The sequence below is a fragment of the Gilliamella intestini genome (assembly GCF_900094935.1).
Taxonomy (GTDB): Bacteria; Pseudomonadota; Gammaproteobacteria; order Enterobacterales; family Orbaceae; genus Gilliamella; species Gilliamella intestini.
Genome location: NZ_FMBA01000035.1, coordinates 1 through 21,895 on the forward strand (window position 1 = coordinate 1; position 21,895 = coordinate 21,895).

Here is a 21,895-nt window from a genome sequence, read left to right on the forward strand (position 1 = left end):
GTGTTTTGCCAATATCGTTATTTGGCGGTTGAATACTTAATTATTGCGGTGTTAAATAGTTGTTTAAGTATGTTAGTTAATGAAGACCTAGATATTAGCGAAACGCAATATCTAGACATTGACCATGCCGACATTATTGCCCGTATAGACATGACCGAATGGGAAACCCAAGCCGACTCAAAACGATATTTAACCTTTTTAAAAGGACGAGTAGGGCGAAAAGTATCTGACTTTTTTATGGACTACCTAGGTGCTAATGAAGGATTAGATGCGAAAGCACAAAACAAAACACTGGTTAAAGCGGTAGATGATTACTGCCAAGAAATGCAATTTGACAAACAAGACAAAACCAACGCACGTGAAAGCGTCTACAATTACTGTCAAGCACAACTACAAGCTGGTGAAGAAATAGAACTAAAAAACCTAGCCAACGAACTACCAATAAGTGACGATAACAACTTTATCGAATTTATTAAAAACAGCGAATACGACTTAGAAGACACTTTCCCCGTTGATCGTAGTGCATTGCGCCAACTTAAAAAATTCTCAGGCAGCGGTGGCGGATTAACCTTAAGCTTCGATTCAAATTTGTTAGGTGAACGTATAAAATGGGATCCACAGACTGACTCACTGGTTATTAAAGGTGTACCGCCTAATTTGCGTGATCAGCTACAACGCAATAGCGGCTTGAACTAATTATCCGCTAATCATAAACTAACAACGTTATTAGGACAAAAAATGAAATACATTGGTGCACATGTAAGTGCAGCAGGTGGGGTAGATAACGCTCCGATAAATGCCTATCAAATTGGCGCAACCGCATTTGCGCTATTTACTAAAAATCAACGACAATGGCACGCCAAACCGCTTGAAACAGCTACCATCGACAGCTTTAAAAAACGCTGCGAAAAATATGGCTTTACCAGTAAACAAATTTTGCCACACGATAGTTACCTTATTAATTAATGCAAGATTTTGTATACAAAATCACTCAAAGTAAGTTTGAATGATGAATTATTAGGAAGATGAATAAGAAATCGAACATTCATCTTCCTTTAATTATTAGCGAATTTAACTGTTAACAATTAAATTTCACCACCAACCCCTTTAAACTTTTCAACCAGTGCGGCGATTTTTTCAAAGACTCGGTTCTTTTTAATTAAATATTGGGGATTGAGTGGGCTCATTTTCGGCAAAATCTCGTTCAACTCAGTGCCGTTTTCGGTTGCATATTCTCGTTTTAACGATGAGGCGATATAGCGTTTTGCGGATGCTTCGTTTAGATTTTCTTCTTCAATTAAGCTATTTAGTTCTATCTGCAATTCTTGCTGAGCATATAAGAAAAACGCATCAATAATCGAGGCTTTATCCGGAATAGCGTCAAGATCGGTTTGTTTTATAAATTCGACAACTAGCTCTTCTTTAGCTCGATTTTCTAAGCTTGATCGAATTAATCGCTTAGCATCTTCGACAATGTCCTGTTTGGTTTTTTCTTGCTTATTTTGTTCATAAATGAGCTCAAGAATATAATCCAGATTGATCTCTTGCGATTTTAATAGATCAATTTCGAAAACTACATCATCCCAGTCAAATCTTTGCTGATCTTGTTGATTGGCTTCTTTTTCTCGGCGTAGCCAATCACGAATATCATTATAAGTTGAACGATAATTTTGAATTGTGCGGTCAGTCGGTAGTTTAACGGCTTGCATTTTTTGCAGATCTTCATCAGTCACATAATGCTTGTTTTTAAACGCTAAAACCGCTTGCTCATCGGTCATATCTAATTGTTGGAAATCTTTTAATGCAACAAATTCATCATAATTTTGCAAGATGTTATCAGCACGCAAGTACTCACCAAATAATTTAACAAACGCTTTTTTATCTTTTTCTTTGATAATTTCATCAGGGCGTGGGAACTTTTCTTGTAACTCGGCAACGATGGCTAGATAGCCCTGATGGAACTGACCTGAGCTTTGTTCAGTAAACCCTTCCATGTATTCCTTAAAGCTTTTTTCTAACACCACTTCACGAGTATTACTTTTACCAAATGTTTTTATTGCATCAATGGTGGCTTGTTCTAAATCACGAAACGCCACAATATTACCAAAGGTTTTGGTGGCATTATAGATACGATTGGTGCGTGAAAAAGCTTGAATTAACCCATGATACCGCAGGTTTTTATCAACAAATAAAGTATTAAGCGTTGGCGCATCAAAGCCAGTTAAAAACATGCCCACCACAATTAATAAATCAATTTCTTGATTTTTTACTTTTAAAGATAAATCGCGATAATAGTTTTGAAATTGATCACTGCTGACATCATAGTTTGATTTAAATTCCTGATTATAGTCATCAATAGCCATCGCTAAAAACTCTTTAGCACTTTGATTTAAGGCATCGGTTTCAAAACTTTCATCGCCAAAATTACCCTGTGCATCTTGTTCTTCATTAGCAGAATAAGAAAATATGGTGGCTATTTTTAATGGCTGATTGGCATTTTTTTGTAATTTTTTGAATGATTCATAATAGAGCTTAGCCGCATCGACACTACTTACTGCAAACATGGCATTGAACCCTTTACCGTTGGCCATTAAGCGGTGGGTTTTTTGTTTAAAATTATTCAGAATATATTGTGTGATTTGCTCAATACGGTTTGGGTGGAGCAGTGCTTTTTTATTTTCAGCAGCGCTGAGTTTTTCGAGATTTTGTTCTTGCTCTATCGATTTAAAATTAGGACGCACATCATTATAGTCAACTTTAAATTTTAGTACCTTTTCGTCACGAATTGCATCGGTTAACACATAAGCGTGCAGTTCACGACCAAAAACATCCGCTGTGGTTTGCGTTCCGATTGCGTTAGTATACATAATCGGCGTACCAGTAAAACCAAATTGGTAATATTTTTTAAATTTACGCTTTAAGTTTTTTTGAGCTTCGCCAAACTGGGAGCGGTGTGCTTCGTCAAAAATAAATACAACGTGTTTATCATAGATTGCTAAGTCATCTTCGCTTTTAATCAAATTATTCAGTTTTTGAATGGTGGTAACAATAATTTTATTATCGGTTTTTTCAATATTGCGCTTCAGCCCAGCGGTGCTGTTTGAGCCATTGACACTGTCTTTTGAGAATTTTTGATACTCTTTCATGGTTTGATAATCCAGATCTTTACGATCCACCACAAAAAAGACTTTATCGATAAATTCCAGTTCGGTGGCTAACCGTGCCGCTTTAAAGCTGGTCAGTGTTTTGCCGGAACCTGTTGTGTGCCAAATAAATCCACCACTTTGTAAGCTACTCCACCTTTTGGCATGATAAGCGCTAATGATTTTCCATAATATACGCTCAGTGGCGGCAATTTGGTAAGGGCGCATAATTAATAAGGTATCATTGATATCCAAAACCGAGTAGGTGATAAGTACACTCAACAAAGTACGACTGGCAAAAAACGTGGTAGTAAAGTCTTTTAAGTCTTTAATCGGCTCGTTTTTAACATTGGCCCAATTCATGGTAAAGTCGAAGCTGTTTTTATCACGCTTGGTGGTATTGGCAAAATAGCGCGTGTCGGTACCATTTGAGATAACAAACATTTGCAAGTATTTAAATAACGAATTGTCTTGATTAAAACTCTCTTTACTGTAGCGATGCACTTGATTAAAGGCTTCACGAATGGCAATACCTCGTTTTTTTAGTTCAACTTGCACAAGGGGCAAGCCATTCACTAAAATGGTAACATCGTAGCGATTGGCATAGCTGCCGGTTTGTTGAAATTGGTGAATAACTTGTAATTTATTATTTTTAAGTGTTTTTTTATCAAGTAGATAAATATTTTGAATATGACCATCATCAAAAACAAAATCGTAAATATGATCGTGGTGGATTTTGCGACTTTTATCGATCATCGATTCATTGGGTTTATCCAAATACTCTAATACAAAACGTTGCCATTCATCATCCGTAAATTGCATTTTGTTTAGTGTTTGCAACTGCTCACGAATATTGGCTAATAACTTTTCATGTGTATTTAAATTCGGTAAGTATTCATAACCTTGTCGAGCTAAATCATGAATAAATTCATTTTCTAAATCCGTTTCAGTCTGATAAACAGCTGCTGTCTCTTCAAGTTTGTTGTAGTTATCTAAAATAATGTAGCTATTGGTTTCGGCAATTGGTTTTGTATAAGTCGTCATATTCTATTCCAACTATTTAAAATTATAATTTTCGAGTAAATGATTAAGCAAAAATGCAACAGTTTGCTTTTCAGGTTCAGAAGGTTCGGAAACCATTTCATTAGATAAGGTTGAATGGCTGGTAAAATTGATAATCCGTGTTAAGTAAAGTTTTTTATCGCCAGGCAATAAGTCTGACCATTGCGGATAGCCTAAAAAACTGGCGGTTTTTTCATATAAGTTACGTAATAGGGTAAAATGATATTTTTCAATTTTATTTTCCTTAACCGCTTCTTGCAGCAACTGTTTTAAATAAAGATGATAGGAAAAACTACGGTTTGAATCGCCTTTTTTCTCTTCTAATGCAAATTTGCCGTCCTCAAATCGTCTTAAAATATAACTATCTTTTGAAGTTAATTCATTATAAAGCACATTATAAAACAGCGGGTTATGGGTCGTAATAATAAATTTAATGTCAGATTCACAGGATGTGATTAATTGGGCAATATCTACCGCCAATTGGATAAGGTGATTTTCGTCCAATGAACTGACGGGATCATCAATAAAAATATAGCGTAAATGGTCAAATTCATTAGTCGATCGTTCGCTTTTGTCAGTAATATTGCGCTCTGCAATAACTAAGTTAATCAGTGTAAAAAAAAGACTCCAAATTAAATTGTTTTCCTCGCCTTTAGAGATTTTAATATTATCAATACGCTGATCATTATCGCCTGCTAGCGAAAAACTAATAGCAGAAAAATCCTCATTGAAATGTGGCAGTAATCTTTGATGGGTATAGGATTGAAAGTAACGAACAATATTTTGGTCTTGTCCTTGGTCTTTCAAAATCCAGTCCGTAAATGAGTTCGGTTGTATGATTAATTGATGTTCACCCTCTTGGTGTTTATCATTATCCCAAACAAATAAATCCTCAGTAAAAGCGTTATAATAAAGGATTTTATGCCTTGTTAAGGCTGCATGATCCTCTTGATTGCCTTTGCGTTGCGAAATAATTAAATTTTTAAAGGTTTGAGATAAACGCGTTTTACCAGTGCCGTTAAAGGCATAGATTAATTGGGTTTTTTTATTGTTTTTATCCAGCTTTTCAGCAATATTCCTTAATGGGCTATTCATCTTTTTATAACTCTACCTTATGATTCTTGCACTTTGGGAAAGTCTAATAATAAATTCCGATAATACTCATATTGTTTTTGACGTAAGGCAATCTCACGCGGTAACCCCTCGGTGATTGAGTTGGTGAGTGCATCGAATTTGTCTAATATTTCGACAATACTGTTTTGAATACTGACCGATGGAATTGGTATAATAAATTTATCCGTATCAGGTGTCGCAATCTGTGGCATTTGCATTTTGCTGCCAATGTTTTGAAAATGTAACTCTTTAGTTTTTAAAAAATAGTAAACATATTTGATATTAATATTCCCATCTTTAGAATGGTATGACCACATTTCATTTTTATGTGAAAATGGTTTATCGTAATATTCAAATTCAATGATACCGCGAGATTTTACAATAATAGACGGTTCTCGATTAATATCTTTTTCGGGTATATCGTCAAAATTGACTAAAGCAAATGTTTTTCCACCAGCAAAAATCTTTAATGGTGCATTATTTTTATGAATTTCTTTCATTTTAGATGCAGTGATTTTTGTGCCTTTGGTTCGATGAAGAATTTCCCCTAAAGCCTTCCACTCAACCTCATTCTCTTTAAAGGTTAACAATTTATCCCGATAATAATTGTATTGTTTTTCCCTTGCGGTGAGCTCTGCCGTAAGCTCTGCGGTGAGCTCAGTAAAAGTGTCTAAAATACGAACTATTTCAGTTTGAATGTGTAGAGGGGGGATGGGGATTAAAACATTTAATATTTGATCTTTACGTAAATTTGTTTGATCTGTTTTGTTATCATATTTAGTTAATTGAGTTGTACGATTTAAAATAAAAAATAGAAATTTTGGAAATAATTTCTTTTTATCTTTTACTGATATTCCACCAATTCTTTGATTAAGTGAATATTTATTGTTTTCATTTACGATAAAAGTTTTTGCAAGAGCTTTACCATTTGGTAAGTCACTCATAACGATTAAAATATCATCAATAAAAAGAGGACAAATTTGTTTATTTGTAAATTTTGCTACTTTTCCATCGGTTGATATAAATTTAGAATTTACAATTACATATTCGCCGTCTGGGACTATATTTTTTTCATGTCCTTTTCCATTTACGAAATTAGCCACTTCCCCCAAAGCCTTCCACTCAACTATAACATTATCAAATAATTTCGCGATGCTATTTTGCATATTTAGTCTATCATTCATTTTTTGCGGCTTTCCTGTTTCGCTTTTTTCTCTAATGCATTTATAGTCTTAAGATATGGAACTTCCACTGGGGCTAGCGTTTGGGCTTTAAATTTTTTATATTCTAATTTGGCTTTGTTTTCTGCTTGATGATAAGAAATTGAAGCCGGATTATCGATTAACTGGCGCTTTGTAGATGAAAGAATATTATCTAATTCTCGTACACAGTCAACCATCCGCATTTTAGGTTCTTCCATGGCATTCAGTTCCGCTAAATCAAAATAGGCTGGAACCAGATTATTGAGTGCTCGTAATTCTTGTTCAGTTAAATAGTTTTGGGCTACCCTTGCTTCTGCTTGTGTCGGGCCGCTTCCTTTCAAGTGAGTTAATCCTGCAAAAGGTTTATTACTGTCAACTCTAAAATGTATAATTTCACTAGCGGTATTGCCGTGTGCTGCATAGTGTAATTTATTTTGTACTATTTTGAAAAAATCGGCGTTAGCTTTGGTATTGGGTTCATAATCAATCGCTGTGGCATATAAATCCAACACTTGGCGATGCATTACTTTTTCACTAGAACGAATATCTCCGATACGGTCAAGAAGTGCTTTCCAATAGCTGTTACCACCTAATTTTTTTAAACGGTCGTCATTTAACACAAACCCTTTTTTCAGGTATTCTTTAAGGATGCTTGTTGCCCAAGTGCGAAATTGGGCAGCTATTTTCGAGTTAATTCGATAACCCAGCGAAATAATCATGTCCAGATTGTAATATTCTAACTCTCTAGTGACATTCCGACAGCTTTCTTCTTGAACTGTTCGGATTTTCCGAATCGTTGCTTCAAGAAGTAATTCACCCTTTGCATAAATATTTTTAATATGCTCGCTTAGTGTAGATTTCGCAGTTTGAAAAAGCTCAACCATTTGGCGTTGAGTTAACCCAATATTTTCGTTTTCAAATCGTGCCTCAACGCGAATTGGTTGGTTATTATCCTGGTAAATAAGGATATGATCATTACTCATGCTTCAATCTCTTTAATTATTTCATCTATATCAGCACGAAGTGTGTTTATTTTTTTTACCGTTTCGGCAATGTTGGCATTAAGCTGTTTGATATCAATCACTTCACGGGTATCTTCGGCTTCCACATACGAACTGACCGCTAAATTATAATCATTGTCGGCAATGGTTTGATTATCAACCGATTTGGCAAAATATTCGATATCTTGTTTGCTAGCAAATACTTGCATAATCTGTTGAATATGTTCATCAGTGAGGACATTATTATTGGTCTCTTTCTTAAACAGTTTGCTAGCATCAATAAATTGTGTGGTTTTGACGGTTTTATTTTTAGCAAGCACCAGAATATTAACCGCAATCGAGGTGCCATAAAATAAGTTGGGTGCGAGCGAGATTACCGTTTCAATATAATGATTGTCGATTAAATATTTACGGATTTTTTGTTCCGCACCGCCACGATAAAATATCCCCGGAAAGGTAACAATTGCCGCGCGACCGCGATCGGACAGGTAACTTAATGCATGCATAATAAAGGCAAAATCGGCTTTCGATTTGGGGGCTAGCACACCGGCAGGTGCGTATCGGTCATCATTAATTAAGGTTGGATCATCACTGCCAATCCATTTAATTGAATAGGGTGGATTAGAAACGATTGCATCAAATAGCTTTTCGTCGCCAAATTTTGGATTAAGTAGCGTGTCCCCTAAAGCAATTTCAAATTTATCATAGTTGATATTGTGTAAAAACATATTCATTCGAGCAAGGTTATAGGTGGTATGATTAATCTCTTGACCGAAGAACCCATCCTCAATAATATGTTCGTCAAACTGTTTTTTCGCTTGTAACAATAAAGAGCCTGATCCTGCTGCTGGATCATAGATCTTATTGACCTTTTTTTGATTATGTAAGGCGAGTTGTGAGATCAGCTTGGACACATTCGGCGGCGTAAAAAATTCACCACCTGATTTACCAGCATTCGAGGCATAATTAGAAATCAAATACTCATAAGCATCGCCAAACAGATCGATTTTATTGTCTGCAAAATCACCAAAATCAAGCTCGGCCACACCATTAAGTACCGCAGCTAACCGTTTGTTTTTATCGGCAACCGTATTACCTAACCGGTTACTGGTGGTATCAAAATCGGCAAATAACCCTTTAATATCGCTCTCTGAAGAATAACCAATCGCTGAGGTTTCAATCGCATTAAAAATATTTGCCAAGTCAGTATTTAAACTGGGATTGGTATTGGCCTGAGCTACCATTTTACAAAATAATTGGCTAGGATAAATAAAATAGCCTTTGGTTTTTATTGCGTCTTTTTTAACTTCATCGGTAATGACATCGTCGGATAATGTGCTGTAGTCGATACTCTCATCACCACCTTCAATATAATTGGCAAAGTTCTCACTAATAAAGCGATAAAACAAAGAACCAAGTACATATTGTTTAAAATCCCAACCATCAACAGCACCACGGACTTCGTCGGCAATTTTCCAAATTTGTCGTTGTAGTTGATCGCGTTGTTGCGTTTCGGTAATTGATTTAGCGTTATTAGATGTCATATTTTTCAAAATTCCTAAATAAAAAATCGATGCAGCCTATTTAGAAAGTCACTGATTTTTACTTTTATATTAGCCATTTTATAGCTACCTGTTATAGGTGCTATAGCATAGCTGATTTGTTGTTATTTTTCCATCTGGGGCGTTTATTAAAAACTCAGCCAATGGGTATTTTGAGTTTTAAGCTAGAGAAATCTTAGCAAATAACAAAGTAACAAAACCTAAAAATAAAAACCCTTTTTTTTACTATATTTTAAAAGTAAATAAAATCAACAAATTAAAATCATCTCTCAAAAAAGGGTTTTTAAAACCTAAATACCTATTTGCCTTTTTACATACTATATTGATAGTATATTAGCTTCTAGTTCACTGCCGTGTAGGTAGTTTAGAAATGGAGTAAAACAGTTAATGCTAGAAGAAAATTGTTCACTGCCGTGTAGGTAGTTTAGAAAATTTGCTCAATGTATGCGGTTGATGTATCCACGTTCACTGCCGTGTAGGTAGTTTAGAAAACTGGTACAATGCGAGGTGATAGATTGATTGCGTTCACTGCCGTGTAGGTAGTTTAGAAATTAGACTTTTTAAACGAATCTTCTTCAATATCGTTCACTGCCGTGTAGGTAGTTTAGAAAGTTCGCATGATATTTTTTAAGATATAAATTAAGTTCACTGCCGTGTAGGTAGTTTAGAAATCAAGAGATAATGGATTTAAAAATGGATGAAGGTTCACTGCCGTGTAGGTAGTTTAGAAATAATTAATCTTTGATATTTTCTACCTCTTGTAGTTCACTGCCGTGTAGGTAGTTTAGAAAATTCCAAGCAAGCACGGATGCTTTAATTCTGGGTTCACTGCCGTGTAGGTAGTTTAGAAAAGTAATTGCAAAATAATACGTTATACCCTAACCGTTCACTGCCGTGTAGGCAGTTTAGAAAAGTGTTAAAATCAACGCCACCGATGCAATCATGTTCACTGCCGTGTAGGCAGTTTAGAAACCCGCAATGCTTTGGCGAATTGTTTTAATCTGGTTCACTGCCGTGTAGGCAGTTTAGAAATGACTACGCGTTTCGAAGTATTGATCAAGTTTGTTCACTGCCGTGTAGGCAGTTTAGAAAATCAATATTTTTTACTTCTACGCCATTACTATGTTCACTGCCGTGTAGGCAGTTTAGAAAGAAAAAAATCGTAGTACGCTCCTTATTAAAATATTAGACAGTACTTACCTATAACAGATAAGCGCCCTATCGGGCGTTAATTTTGTTTTTTATGTTTATTACTGTAATTTTTTAAATTACTGTGAAAAATACCAGGGATTTTTGCCGTAATATTAAAAATCAAATTGATAAATAATATCTAATGTTTGCGCTAAGCTTGATGTCGCATCCAAATAAAGGTTGGGCATTAGTCTATAACGCAAAGTAAACGTCGCTAGTGAATCAAAAATACCTACGCCATATTTTAGTTGTAAGTTAGGCAATATATAGCCACTAACTACTACTTTGGAGTTGTTACCTGCGCCTTGCGTATCAAGTGTTAGATTTTTGATGCCAAATACATTACCGATATCGCCAATATATTTGCCTGTTTTTGCTGTGCCAATACCAACTAGTAGTGCTGTCATCATATCACTATCACTTTGTTCAGCATTATCAATTCCTTGACCTCGAATTAAGTAGGATAGAGCTTCTTGTTGTGGCATGGCAGGATCTGAAAACACTTCAACTTTAGGGGATTGTGATGATCCTGTAACACGGATTCCTGCCGTGATATTATTGTTTTCCATTGCTTCTGGATTGCGAATTGCTTCAATATCCAGCATGGCTTGATCAGTTGCTCCTGAAAAGGTAATGACGCCTTTGCGAATAATTAAATCTTGTCCATAGGCATAAAATCGCCCTTTGGGAATTAATACTTCGCCATGCAGATCAAGGCCTTTATTGGTTTGTGTCGCGGTTAAATTACCTTTCAGGGACGCTTTTAAACCAAATGAATCGACAGTCACTTTATCACCGATATCAATTTCAACATGGCCATTGATTTTCATGCCAAATTCTTGAGGTTTTATCTCTTTCCGATTAGCGTCGAGCATAACTTCGTCAGGTGATAGATCAACACTTGAAGTCGGCAGTGATTCAACCGTTATTTTCCCTTTGGGAATACTTACTTTTCCTAGTAACGTTAATTCATCTTGTGTTGCATTGATTTTTATATCAGGAACAACAGTCATAACAATCATTGGTGGAACGGACACTTCCATTGCAGCGCCATTAACAGTTAATGAGGCTTGCCATTTATCAAAGGTATTCCAGTTGGCATCACCGTTAATATTAACATTGCCAGCGTGTGTGGTTAAGACACCTTTTAATGTGGATGATTTACCATTGAAATTGATATCAACTTTAGCGGATTTAATATCAATCGGTAATTGGTTTGATTGTATTTCGCTATGTTTTAGGTTTATGTTACCAGTTAACAGTGGGTCATTTAGTGATCCTGAAAATTTGACCATTCCATTAATCGCCCCTTTAGCATAATCTTTGCTGTCTAATAATGGATTAATTATTGATAATGCTAATTGATCTATCTTTAACTGGCCAGTTAATTTTTTTTGTTCAGTTGGAGCTATAATAGCAATATTACCGTTAATTTTGCCGAGCTTATTTAAGTCAAAATTCCAATCTAATTTAGTTTGCTGCTGATTAAACTCAGCATCAATTTTGAATAGTTTGAACGGTAGTGATAGCGCCTGCGAGGTAACCATTTGTTGAATATAAACATCATTACTTGTTATATTGGCTTTTATTGATGGTATTGTATTGTCATTATTAAATTGAATGTTTATTTTACCATTAACATTACCAGCCAGTTTGGTTTCACCATTATTTAGCATTGGCAATTTTGATAGATTGATTTTTTTGAGCGTAATGCTGGTATCAGTATTTTTAGCAATTACTAATTGCTTATCAAGACATATACTTGAATTATCATTTACCCAGCAGTGAGCATTAATAGTGGGTATTTGATTGTTGATATCATAAGATAAATCCAACGATTTAACGAGTTGCCAATTATTATTCTTGCCTAAATTGAGTAGGGCATGTGGCATTGTTCCACTCCATTTTGTGCGAGCTTTATCTAGTTTTCCTATTAATGACGTGGTTAATGATGCTGGATCGCCATTGATTTTCATCGTTAGTGTATGGTGACTCTCGTTACCAGATAGTTCGATATTGGCATTTTTAATGGTTTGGCTTGGCAGTTCTATTGATTGCCCTGTAAGTTTGATGTTGCCACTGGTTTGTTCTTTGTATTCAACTTTTCCTGTAAGGTTGGCTTTAGCTACTTTGATTGCATTAAAAGAGAGCGAATTAATCGATAAATTGGTATCGATAATGGTATTGTTAGCTGAACCATTGAGTTTAATATTACCCACAACCGATCCTTCCATACCGTCAACTAATAACGATAATGATTCAAGATTTAGCTTAGCCAGTAGGTTGCCTTTTTCAATTGAGCCATTTAAATTAATCTGATTTTTTCCCCACTTGATCGCAAAATCATTAGCAGTGGTTTTATTTTCAGAATTAATAAACACGCTACCAAAGGCTAAAATATCTGCATGATTAATATTACCTTTTAATTGTAAATCAGATAATTTTAACTCCCACTTATTGCCTTCTAATGATCCAGTTGTTTTCAATTGACCATTTAATCGAATTGGATAATTTGGTAGTTCTTTGGTGATATCAACATTATTGAGTTTTATGCTAGTATCCCATTGTAGTGCTTGTTGCCAATTGGCTTTTCCTGCTATGTTAACCTCACCTTGAGGTAACTTAATGATAGCATGGTCAATGATTGCATCTTGATTGGTACCTGTTCCGGCAATATCAAAAACAGTATTGGCCAGTTCGTTTCCTTTTATATTGCCTTTTGCTGACATTTGAAACTGCTTTACATTACCATTTATTGATGCGGCAAAATCATTTAACTGATACTGTGCTTGCCCTTCAATTGGCCATTGAATGTGCTTACCTTCAAGTTGGGTCATGATAGGTAAGTATTTTTCTATAAAATTGATGTGCCCACTTATTTTCATTTGATTTGAGCCATCAAGGGTTGCATTGGTTAACAGCTCTCCAAGCAGTTTTCCAGAAAATTGTGCATCAAGTCGATTTTGTTCGGTATTTGCTTTTATTAAAGCTAATACAGGCCAGTCATCGTGTAATGTGATTTCGCCTGAAAGTGAAGCATGTCCGCTAGCATAGGGAGTTATAGCGTCTGTATCTAATTGTTTTATAATAATACGGCTATTAACAATATTGGTTTGAATTGCAACGTTATCAAATAGGTAATCTTGCCCCCCCATATGTAATAGCCAGTTTGTTCCTCTTAAATTAGTTACATTAATATCTAATGGAATATTAACTTGAGGCAATGATTCAATCAGTGGTTGATTAAAAAGTTGAGTTATTTTTTCATTAAGTGCAATATCTGTATCGGTTGTTTTTACTGGTACATCTACTGCCTTATTGTCTGTAAAAATAGCACTTAATTCTGTGGCAACAGCAGGATAAACATAAATCTGATTATTAACCCATGTGGCTTTACCAGTGAATTCAGACATTCCAAATTGCATATCATCAACAGTGACTTTTACATTAGTAAGGTGTGTGCTGTTAAGCTCTATAGGTAATGGAGTTTTGAGAACAAAATGTTGTTCTGCGGTAGTATCAATAGTAGTTTCACTTGGTGAACTTTCGATTTCTTTAGTATTAATTGAAACATTGACACCATTGGCATTGAATTGATTGACGCAGACTTCAGTCCTTAATAAACAAATTCCTGCGAGTGAAAATGAAGCATCATTAACTTGAACATTAACACCTGGTAATTCAAGTGAAAGTCCTTGTATATGCAAATCATGAAAGGTGCCTTCAACTTGAGTTATTTTTAACTCAGGTACAAATTTATTTAAAACATAGGTGGTTAGTTTTACACCAAGACTGGTGTATATAAACAAAATAACAAAAACAATTAGAAAGGTGATAACAGATAAAATGGCTATGCTTCGCTTTTTCCATTTACGTATCCGCTTTAATTTTTTTACTTTTTTAATTTTAGCTGAATTTTTATCCATATTATAATTCGCTTCCTAAGCCAATGTATAGGTGAATAGAGCCTGTATCTTTGTTAAGTGGTGTTGCTAAATCCATTTTTATTGGTCCAACAGGCGAAGCCCAACGAATACCAACCCCTGTTCCAGTATAAAATTTGCTTCTATCAACTTTGTCTATCGCTTCACCTGTATCAACAAATGCAGCTCCCCACCATGAACCAGATAAATTATATTGATATTCAAGTGAACCTGTGATGAGTTTAGAGGCGCCTTTTAATTTACCTTTTTTATCCTTAGGTGAAATAGATTGATAACTATAACCTCGAATACTACGCTCACCACCAGCAAAAAATCGAAATGACGGTGGAACTCGATCAAAATTGCTTGCTTGTATAATGCCAAAATTACCACGAGCTATAAATCGATGCGATTTTTTTATAGAGCGAATCCAAGTTTGTTGTGCTTGAAAGCGAATTAAATTGATATCTGAGCCTAATGAATTTGCAGCAGCTTCAATAGAGTAACGTTGTGAATCTCCCCACATTGCTAATAAACTACCATCAGAACGGACTCTAGATAAGGTAATTGAAGGATAATATAAAAATGTTTTAAAGCTTGCATCACCTTGGGTAAAGTCATCGCGTAATATATTGAAACCTAAAGCGGTTTGCCAGCCATAAAAATTATCCCAGTTGCGCAATATTCCAAAAGTATGAGAACGTGAATAGGTATCATTATTATCTATCTTTTTATAACCACCTTGAATAGTATAATATTGCTCAATAGGGGATTTTTTTAAAGGGATTTTGTAACTCATGGTCACCAATTGTTCTGGCGAAGATAGTGATAAGTTACTTTGAAAACTTTGCCCTCGACTATTGATCCAAGGTTTATTCCAACCAATCTTACCATGCACGCCGTTATCTGTTGAAAAGCCCAACCCTAAGTCCATATTATTTTTTTTTCGGGGTGAGGTTTCTACATCAATGGGAAGAACTCTATCTTCGGTTAGATGAGGAAAATCAGGCACAACCACTACAGAATTAAACCAACTTGTTGAGGTAAGGCGTCTATTTAACAACGATAACTGTTCGGCAGTATATTCTTCACCTTCTTTAAATGGCACAATATTAGCTAAATAATCATCCCGAATTTTAGCATTATGAAAAGTCACTTTTCCTAGACGATAACGTTTACCTGTAGTGTAATCAATATTCCAAAATGCTTTATTTTCAGACATTGAAACAGCTAATTGATGTTTAGGCATATTGGCATCAAAGTAACCTTTTTTTAGTGATAAATTTTGCAGGCTTTTCTTAAATGATTCATAAATACCATGATTTAACACATCGCCAATTTTTGGTAAGTTGTTTTTAAGTAAATATTGAAAATCATGATCTTGTTGCCCATCACCAGTAATATTAACATTAAGCTGCTCAACTAATACAGGTTCGCCAGGAGAAACGTTAACAACAAGAACTTTCGGGTTTTGTGCGTTATATTCAAAGCTAGGAGAGTAGTAACCTAATGCGTGTAATGCTTTTATTGCTTCGCTTTCAAAATAACGTTTAAAATTTGGAGTATCACTAACTTTGTCAGGTGTAATTAATGAAGTACGTGCCTCAACATTATCTGCAAGATCGCCTTTTAATCCCTTAATGGATAACTTCATGTCAGCATAACTTGACGTAGCTGTCATAACTAAAAGTAAACCTAATGAATAGGAGAATCGAGACACATACACCTCGTATAATATTAAGATTCAAGTAAAGTTACATGACCTATAAAAGGTAAGTGGCGGTAGTGCTGAGCATAGTCAATACCATAACCCACAACAAATTCATCAGGAATTGAAAATCCGATATATTTAACTGGAACGTTTACTTCACGGCGAGAGGGTTTGTCTAACAGCGTACAAATTTCAATACTGCGTGGATGGCGCAATTTTAAAATAGCCATGACTTTGCTAAGAGTGTTACCTGTATCTATAATATCTTCGATTATTAATACATCTTTATCACGGATATCTTCATCTAAGTCTTTTAAAATTTTAACATCACGGTTACTAATAACAGCATTGCCATAGCTTGATGCTGTCATAAAATCAACTTCGTGCCCAACAGCAATTGCTCGGCTCAAATCAGCCATAAAAATAAAAGAGCCACGTAAAAGTCCAACTAAAATAAGTTCATTTTGGCTATCTTTATAGTCTTGACTTATTTGTTGACCTAGTTCAATTACACGTTTTTGGATATCATCAGCTGATATCATCATTTCTAATGTGTGTTTTTTCATTAATAATGCTCAAATTAACTTTTAAAAATTAAATTAGATTCTAACAATTTTCCTATATAAAAAGAATAAGCGAACCTATTTTTATTAAACTAACCTGGGAACAGATTTTTGTATTTTATACTCAAACACCTAGTTACCTGAAACTTTTTGACAACAATTTTTAGTCACTTTTTTTTGTAAACGCCGTTTTTTAAAAAAATCACTTAAAATAGTGCTACATTCGTTAGCTAGCACTCCACTTTTAATTTCTGCATAATGGTTGATGCCTTGCTGAGCAAGAATATTGATAAATGAGCCTGCTGCGCCAGTTTTATAATCACTTGCACCATATACTACACGTTTAATACGGCTATGAATAATGGCGCCAGCACACATAATACAAGGTTCAAGAGTGGTATACAGGGTAGTATTAATCAAACGATAGTTATTCAAATATTTACCTGCTTGTTCGATAGCCATCATTTCAGCATGCGCAGTGGGATTATGCGTGCTGATGGGTTGATTAAAACCTTCACCAATAATTTGATTATTTTCATCAACAATCACCGCCCCGACAGGAATTTCGCCAATAACTTCAGCATGTTTAGCAAGCATTAGTGCACGGCGCATCCAGATTTCATCTGACATTTTGGAATTACAAATTATTGAGATTTAGGACATCACGCATATCGTATAACCCAACGGGTTGTTTTGCAAGCCATAATGCTGCTCGAACAGCGCCATTAGCGAATGTCATACGACTAGATGCTTTATGACTAATTTCAACACGCTCGCCAATATCGGCAAAGATAGCAGTATGTTCTCCTACTATGTCACCAGCTCGGATAGTGGCAAAGCCGATAGCGCCTTGTGGTCTTTCCCCTGTATGACCTTCACGACAGTAAACTGCACGATCTTTTAAGTTGCAATCAAGTGCATCTGCAATGGCTTCACCCATGGCTAATGCTGTACCAGATGGCGCATCAACCTTGTGACGGTGATGTGCTTCAATAATTTCGATATCAGTATAACCGCCCATAATTTTGGTAGCTTTTTCCAATAATTTTAGCACTAAGTTAACACCGACACTGAAGTTTGCGGCAAAGATAATGGCAATGTTTTTAGCTGCATCAGCAATAGCTTGTTTGCCAGCCTCATCAAAACCAGTTGTGCCAATGATTATCATTTTTTTATTTTCAACACAAAAAGCTAAGTGTGCAAGGGTGCCTTCAGGTCTAGTAAAATCAATTAATACGTCAAATTGGTTCTTAGCTTGTTCTAGATTATCGGTGACTTTAATGCCACAAATACCGATCCCAGCAAGTTCACCGGCATCACTACCAATTAGTGATGAACCTGCTCGTTCAAATGCTGCGCCTAAGGTAACCCCTTCGATTTGTGAAACAGCTTGGATCAGTTGTCGTCCCATTTTGCCACCAGCGCCAGCAATTGCGATACGAATCATGTTTGTTGACATATAACTTTCCTTAACTTTTAGTGAATGTAGATAAATAAATATTATAGCGGAAAATAAATAACTTATACACATCGACTAAACTTAAATGCTAGAATTTTTGAACTGTTTTCTATAAAAAATAATCAGGAGTTTATTATGCGATCTCCGTGGTATTTTGGTTGGAATATTGTTATTGCGGCCTCCTTTCTAACTTTACTTTCTAGTGGATTAAGAATGAGTATGGGGGTTTTTTTTCTGCCCATTGCAAATGATCTGAATTTTAGTCGTAGCGTACTTTCTGGAATCATTGCTATAGGTATGCTTTTCTCTGGAATTGCTATGCCAATAGCGGGATATTTAGTTGGTAAATATGGCACTCGTTTTGTCCTAATATTTGGTTCCATCATTATTATTATTTCTACTGTTTGGTCAGCTAACTCAACTGATTATTGGAACTTTTTTCTATCTTTTGGTGTTGCGTTATCTTTTGGTACTTCCTTTGTTGGTTCTGTCAGTTTTACGCCCATTGTGGCACGTTGGTTTATCAAGCGTAGAGGATTGGCTTTATTTATTTTATCAACAGGAAGTATGGCAGGTATTGCAGTGATGTTACCTGTTTTTGCTTTCTTCATTCCTATTTATGGATGGCAAACAATGCTAATTTCATTTGCTGTGATTTTTATGATTATCGCTTTGCCTATTGCTTTGTTTATTATGAAAGATAATCAATCTGAAATCGAAGTCTATAGTATAGAGCCTGTTATCAATCAAAAAATAGAGCCTAGTATCAAACTTATAGATGTGTTAAAAACACGTCCATTTTGGCAACTGAGTTTTGGGCTTTTTACCTGTGGCTTCAGTATGAATTTATTAGGAACACATGGAGTTCCAATGCTTACCGATCATGGATTTGACCCTATCATTAGTTCTAATGGTATTGGTTTGATTGGTTTAGTGGCTATTTTTAGTACCTTAGTTTTGGGTTATTTATCTGATATAGTGCAACGAAAAAACATTTTAATGATGGTCTATTTAATACGAGGTTTAGGTTTTATTGCTCTTGTTTTAGCATCAACTAAATGGCAGCTTTTTACTATTGCAGCAGTGGGTGGTTTGGTTTGGGCTGGTGCTTTGTCGATGTCTGGAGCCATTACCGCAGATATTTATGGTGTAAAAATTGTGGGACTACTTTCTGGATTAACCTATTTGGGACATCAAATTGGTGCGATGATTGGTTCATGGTTAGGTGGATGGGCTTATGACCATTTACACACTCATTTAGTTGCGTTTGGTACGGCGAGTATTTTATTGTTACTGGCGGCATTTAGTGCTTATCATCTTCCTAAACGATAATAGTTCAAAACAAATGGACGCCAAGTAGCGTCCACTCTTGCTTATAAAACTTTTAATAATTCAACATCAAAAATCAGTGCGCTATAAGGCGGAATTGATGCGCCAGCACCTTGAGCACCATAGGCTAATTCTTGAGGAATATATAAACGCCATTTTGAACCTTCAGGCATCAGTTGTAGCGCTTCAACCCAGCCTTGAATTACGCCATTAACAGGAAACTCAGCAGGTTGACCACGTTCTACAGAGCTATCAAATACAGTGCCATCAATCAATTGACCTGTATAATGAACTTGCACTCGATCAGTTGCTTTCGGTAAATCGCCATCTCCTTGTTTGATGATTTCATACTGTAAACCAGATTCAGTTGATTTAATGCCATCTTTTTTGATGTTTTCTGCTAGAAAATCTTTACCTGCTTGAGCAATTTTTTCTGCTTGTTTGGCCTTTTCTTTGGTCGCTTGTTCATGTACATGGCGTAATGCTTCATGTAATTCTTGTAGTGGCAGAGCAGGTTGATTACCCGATAATACGTCTTCCATTGCTAATTTTAACGCATTTAGTTCTAAATTGTTCAACCCAGATTCTTTTAATTGCTGTCCAATTTGTAAGCCGATTGCATAGCTTGCTTTTTGATCTATAGTTTCTAACTTCATTTTTTACCTTTGGATAGTTGATTGGTAAGGTTTATTAATAAGGTGATTAGTTTGGAGATACATAAGTAAAAGTCAAGTAATAATTTATATTATCAAATGTTATTACTATTTCATTACATAACTTCGAAAGAATTTATTAATTTGGCTAGCACTTAATTAAAAGATCAGCGATAATACAGGTCATTGAATTTTAAAGAATGGATTAAGTGTAGATGCTGTTTCGTAAATTTTCCGCACTTGCAGTTGTAACGAGTGTTTTATTAACAGGTTGTTCTGTTATTGATCGCTGGGTATATAGGCCTGATATCAATCAAGGTAATTATGTAACACCAGATGCTATTGAGTTATTGCAAGTAGGGCAAAGCAAAGAACAAGTTGTGTTTATTATGGGCTCGCCAATGTTAACTTCTGTTCTTGGTGATAATGTTTGGTATTATGTTTTCCGTCAACAACCGCAGCATGGCGCTGTTAGCCAAAGAACTTACGCTGTCTATTTTGATGAAATGGGTATTGTTAAGGATATCAAAACTTCAGAGCTGGCTGGTTCAAAATCTTTAGAAGAGATGAATAAACAAGGTATATCAGATCCAATTGATACTAAATCCGAAGATGATGTTCCTGAATCTTGATCGAAATATAGATAAAAAGCCTCGTTTATTAACGAGGCTTTTTATTTTATATGTAAAAAATATTAAATTATAACGATAGTTATTAATAATAACCGTTACTATATGAATATGAAGCAATAATAGTAATAACAATTATCATGTATACAATGAAAAACAGAATTGATGCGATAAATGTAATTAGAAAATATTTCCAGTAACTATATAGATTTTCAATAGCATCAATAATATCGTTTTCTTTTTTAAGCGTTGCAGCTAAGCTAAATGCTCCTCCTGATTTAAAAAGTTTTACCCCAGCAATAATTTGTGGAATACCAATAATAGCAGTGATTATACCTAGACAGGAAAAAGCACCGATAATTATAAAAATAACGCCAAAAACTTGTTGCATAGTAGCAATAAAACGCATATGTTTTATCAATAATTCATTAGTTTGAAAAGAAATTGTATTTGTTTTATTTATATCCATTTTTTACCCCTTATATTGTTGTTCTATTTGAATTTGCCAAAAAGCAACAATAGGATAATAGTTTTTTAATTAATGTCGAGTTTTTTGAAGTAAATTGAGTTTTGGCTAATTGGTCAATATTACAATCATTTACAAAGTGATGAAAAATCAAATTTAGTTAATTATTTGTATTATTTTAGTATAAGATAATTTTAAATAAACGATAATAGGAGGCAATTTTGCATCTTTCACCAAAAGCTTTTCGGATTTTAGGAATTATCGCTACAATAGCATCGTTAGGGATGTATGTTTCTTATATTCCACAAATTATCGATAATTTACACGGTTTTAAATCCAATCCTACTCAACCGTTAGCCGCATCTATAAACTGTACACTTTGGGTTTGTTATGGCTTATTGAGAGAAAAGAAAGATTGGCCAATTGCAATTGCTAATTCACCAGGTGTATTTTTTGGTTTAATTGCTTTTTTTACTGCTCTTTAATTGATGTTAACTGATTTAGTTTTAATCAATCAGCTTGATTTTTTATTTTATTAATAGTAATAAAAGGTGATAGAGAATTAATAAACTTACTTTTTGAGGTTAAATTAAAATTTCAAAATAAATCGTTTATTATTTAATCTTAACAAAAAATCATTAATAATTAATGTATTATATAGTTATCAACAGGTTTGTTAAATACTTATCAAATTGTATAGTGAATAAATCAAGTTAATTAGGTTGTTTTAATTGTATCCAACAAAATGATTGAATTATTAGGGGCTGTTGATCTTTACTGTACATAAATCACTCAACAATACATTGGCAGCCACATTAACATAAATGCCAGTGATACCATACTGGCATAATTCCTTTCTAACTTATCGTATCTAGTTGATATTGAACG

At 34.9% G+C, this 21,895-nt stretch carries 16 protein-coding genes, 2 pseudogenes and 1 CRISPR repeat array; of the genes and pseudogenes, 5 read left to right on the forward strand and 13 right to left on the reverse strand.

What is annotated here, in order from left to right; translation table 11 throughout:
• Positions 1 to 696: nucleoid-associated protein YejK (gene yejK / locus GA0061080_RS08920; RefSeq protein ID WP_141683124.1), on the forward strand; the 696-nt coding region annotated here is incomplete at its 5' end.
• A gap of 42 nt (positions 697 to 738) precedes the next feature.
• Positions 739 to 963, forward strand: a pseudogene (locus GA0061080_RS08925) (deoxyribonuclease IV); the annotation flags it as partial.
• 122 nt (positions 964 to 1,085) lie between these two features.
• Here the strand turns inward: GA0061080_RS08925 and GA0061080_RS08930 are convergent.
• The 10 genes from GA0061080_RS08930 to dapB form a co-directional block, all read right to left on the reverse strand.
• Complete coding sequence (locus GA0061080_RS08930; RefSeq protein ID WP_091124362.1) at positions 1,086 to 4,187, reverse strand: type I restriction endonuclease subunit R; 3,102 nt, start codon at positions 4,185 to 4,187, stop codon at positions 1,086 to 1,088.
• A 12-nt stretch (positions 4,188 to 4,199) separates the two neighbouring features.
• Positions 4,200 to 5,300, reverse strand: coding sequence for an AAA family ATPase (locus GA0061080_RS08935; RefSeq protein WP_091124365.1), 1,101 nt, complete (start codon positions 5,298 to 5,300; stop codon positions 4,200 to 4,202).
• A gap of 17 nt (positions 5,301 to 5,317) precedes the next feature.
• Positions 5,318 to 6,502, reverse strand: a complete 1,185-nt coding sequence (locus GA0061080_RS08940) for a restriction endonuclease subunit S (protein WP_209435792.1) — start codon at positions 6,500 to 6,502, stop codon at positions 5,318 to 5,320.
• Positions 6,499 to 7,503: a RhuM family protein gene (rhuM, locus tag GA0061080_RS08945; protein ID WP_091124368.1), complete on the reverse strand. Its 1,005-nt coding sequence runs from the start codon at positions 7,501 to 7,503 to the stop codon at positions 6,499 to 6,501. The genes GA0061080_RS08940 and rhuM overlap by 4 nt, the downstream gene beginning before the upstream one ends.
• Positions 7,500 to 9,065, reverse strand: a complete 1,566-nt coding sequence (locus GA0061080_RS08950) for a type I restriction-modification system subunit M (RefSeq protein ID WP_209435793.1) — start codon at positions 9,063 to 9,065, stop codon at positions 7,500 to 7,502. The genes rhuM and GA0061080_RS08950 overlap by 4 nt, the downstream gene beginning before the upstream one ends.
• 361 nt (positions 9,066 to 9,426) lie before the next feature.
• A CRISPR array of direct repeats spans positions 9,427 to 10,235; the repeat unit is 28 nt; unit sequence GTTCACTGCCGTGTAGGTAGTTTAGAAA.
• A gap of 152 nt (positions 10,236 to 10,387) precedes the next feature.
• Positions 10,388 to 14,200, reverse strand: a complete 3,813-nt coding sequence (gene tamB, locus GA0061080_RS08955; RefSeq protein WP_091124372.1) for an autotransporter assembly complex protein TamB — start codon at positions 14,198 to 14,200, stop codon at positions 10,388 to 10,390.
• A gap of 1 nt (position 14,201) precedes the next feature.
• Positions 14,202 to 15,878, reverse strand: a complete 1,677-nt coding sequence (gene tamA, locus GA0061080_RS08960) for an autotransporter assembly complex protein TamA (RefSeq protein WP_091124375.1) — start codon at positions 15,876 to 15,878, stop codon at positions 14,202 to 14,204.
• A 56-nt stretch (positions 15,879 to 15,934) separates the two neighbouring features.
• Positions 15,935 to 16,474: a hypoxanthine phosphoribosyltransferase gene (gene hpt, locus GA0061080_RS08965; RefSeq protein ID WP_091124379.1), complete on the reverse strand. Its 540-nt coding sequence runs from the start codon at positions 16,472 to 16,474 to the stop codon at positions 15,935 to 15,937.
• Between the two features lie 129 nt (positions 16,475 to 16,603).
• Positions 16,604 to 17,101 (reverse strand): tRNA adenosine(34) deaminase TadA, encoded by a 498-nt coding sequence (gene tadA, locus GA0061080_RS08970; RefSeq protein ID WP_091124382.1) that lies wholly within the window; start codon positions 17,099 to 17,101, stop codon positions 16,604 to 16,606.
• A 7-nt stretch (positions 17,102 to 17,108) separates the two neighbouring features.
• Positions 17,109 to 17,930: a 4-hydroxy-tetrahydrodipicolinate reductase gene (gene dapB / locus GA0061080_RS08975; protein ID WP_091124385.1), complete on the reverse strand. Its 822-nt coding sequence runs from the start codon at positions 17,928 to 17,930 to the stop codon at positions 17,109 to 17,111.
• 135 nt (positions 17,931 to 18,065) lie between these two features.
• Between dapB and GA0061080_RS08980 the strand changes: the two genes are divergently transcribed.
• Positions 18,066 to 19,262: an MFS transporter gene (locus tag GA0061080_RS08980; RefSeq protein ID WP_091124389.1), complete on the forward strand. Its 1,197-nt coding sequence runs from the start codon at positions 18,066 to 18,068 to the stop codon at positions 19,260 to 19,262.
• Between the two features lie 41 nt (positions 19,263 to 19,303).
• Here GA0061080_RS08980 and bamJ read toward each other — a convergent pair whose 3' ends face one another.
• Entirely contained in the window at positions 19,304 to 19,915 is a 612-nt protein-coding gene (bamJ, locus tag GA0061080_RS08985; RefSeq protein ID WP_091124392.1) for a BamJ family beta-barrel-assembly machinery protein, read from the reverse strand.
• A 212-nt stretch (positions 19,916 to 20,127) separates the two neighbouring features.
• Here bamJ and bamE point away from each other — a divergent pair, with 212 nt between their 5' ends.
• Positions 20,128 to 20,544, forward strand: a complete 417-nt coding sequence (gene bamE / locus GA0061080_RS08990; RefSeq protein WP_091124396.1) for an outer membrane protein assembly factor BamE — start codon at positions 20,128 to 20,130, stop codon at positions 20,542 to 20,544.
• Positions 20,545 to 20,626: 82 nt separating this feature from the next.
• On the opposite strand, the gene GA0061080_RS08995 is transcribed toward bamE, so the two are convergent.
• Positions 20,627 to 21,010: a DUF5362 family protein gene (locus tag GA0061080_RS08995; protein ID WP_091124402.1), complete on the reverse strand. Its 384-nt coding sequence runs from the start codon at positions 21,008 to 21,010 to the stop codon at positions 20,627 to 20,629.
• A 218-nt stretch (positions 21,011 to 21,228) separates the two neighbouring features.
• Between GA0061080_RS08995 and GA0061080_RS09000 the strand changes: the two genes are divergently transcribed.
• A complete protein-coding gene (locus tag GA0061080_RS09000; RefSeq protein ID WP_081300196.1) occupies positions 21,229 to 21,492 on the forward strand; it encodes a SemiSWEET family transporter in 264 nt (87 codons plus the stop codon).
• 307 nt (positions 21,493 to 21,799) lie between these two features.
• On the opposite strand, the pseudogene GA0061080_RS12430 reads toward GA0061080_RS09000, so the two are convergent.
• A pseudogene (locus GA0061080_RS12430) lies at positions 21,800 to 21,895 on the reverse strand (IS5/IS1182 family transposase); the annotation flags it as partial.

What these genes read in the sequence shown, in the direction of transcription:
- tadA (WP_091124382.1), bottom strand. Translation starts at nt 17,101, where the DNA reads ATGTCAGATGAAATCTGGATGCGCCGTGCACTAATGCTTGCTAAACAT.
- GA0061080_RS08940 (WP_209435792.1), bottom strand. Translation starts at nt 6,502, where the DNA reads ATGAATGATAGACTAAATATGCAAAATAGCATCGCGAAATTATTTGAT.
- GA0061080_RS08980 (WP_091124389.1), top strand. Translation starts at nt 18,066, where the DNA reads ATGCGATCTCCGTGGTATTTTGGTTGGAATATTGTTATTGCGGCCTCC.
- GA0061080_RS08935 (WP_091124365.1), bottom strand. Translation starts at nt 5,300, where the DNA reads ATGAATAGCCCATTAAGGAATATTGCTGAAAAGCTGGATAAAAACAAT.
- bamJ (WP_091124392.1), bottom strand. Translation starts at nt 19,915, where the DNA reads ATGAAGTTAGAAACTATAGATCAAAAAGCAAGCTATGCAATCGGCTTA.
- hpt (WP_091124379.1), bottom strand. Translation starts at nt 16,474, where the DNA reads ATGAAAAAACACACATTAGAAATGATGATATCAGCTGATGATATCCAA.
- GA0061080_RS08930 (WP_091124362.1), bottom strand. Translation starts at nt 4,187, where the DNA reads ATGACGACTTATACAAAACCAATTGCCGAAACCAATAGCTACATTATT.
- dapB (WP_091124385.1), bottom strand. Translation starts at nt 17,930, where the DNA reads ATGTCAACAAACATGATTCGTATCGCAATTGCTGGCGCTGGTGGCAAA.
- rhuM (WP_091124368.1), bottom strand. Translation starts at nt 7,503, where the DNA reads ATGAGTAATGATCATATCCTTATTTACCAGGATAATAACCAACCAATT.
- tamA (WP_091124375.1), bottom strand. Translation starts at nt 15,878, where the DNA reads ATGACAGCTACGTCAAGTTATGCTGACATGAAGTTATCCATTAAGGGA.
- bamE (WP_091124396.1), top strand. Translation starts at nt 20,128, where the DNA reads ATGCTGTTTCGTAAATTTTCCGCACTTGCAGTTGTAACGAGTGTTTTA.
- GA0061080_RS08950 (WP_209435793.1), bottom strand. Translation starts at nt 9,065, where the DNA reads ATGACATCTAATAACGCTAAATCAATTACCGAAACGCAACAACGCGAT.
- tamB (WP_091124372.1), bottom strand. Translation starts at nt 14,200, where the DNA reads ATGGATAAAAATTCAGCTAAAATTAAAAAAGTAAAAAAATTAAAGCGG.
- GA0061080_RS08995 (WP_091124402.1), bottom strand. Translation starts at nt 21,010, where the DNA reads ATGGATATAAATAAAACAAATACAATTTCTTTTCAAACTAATGAATTA.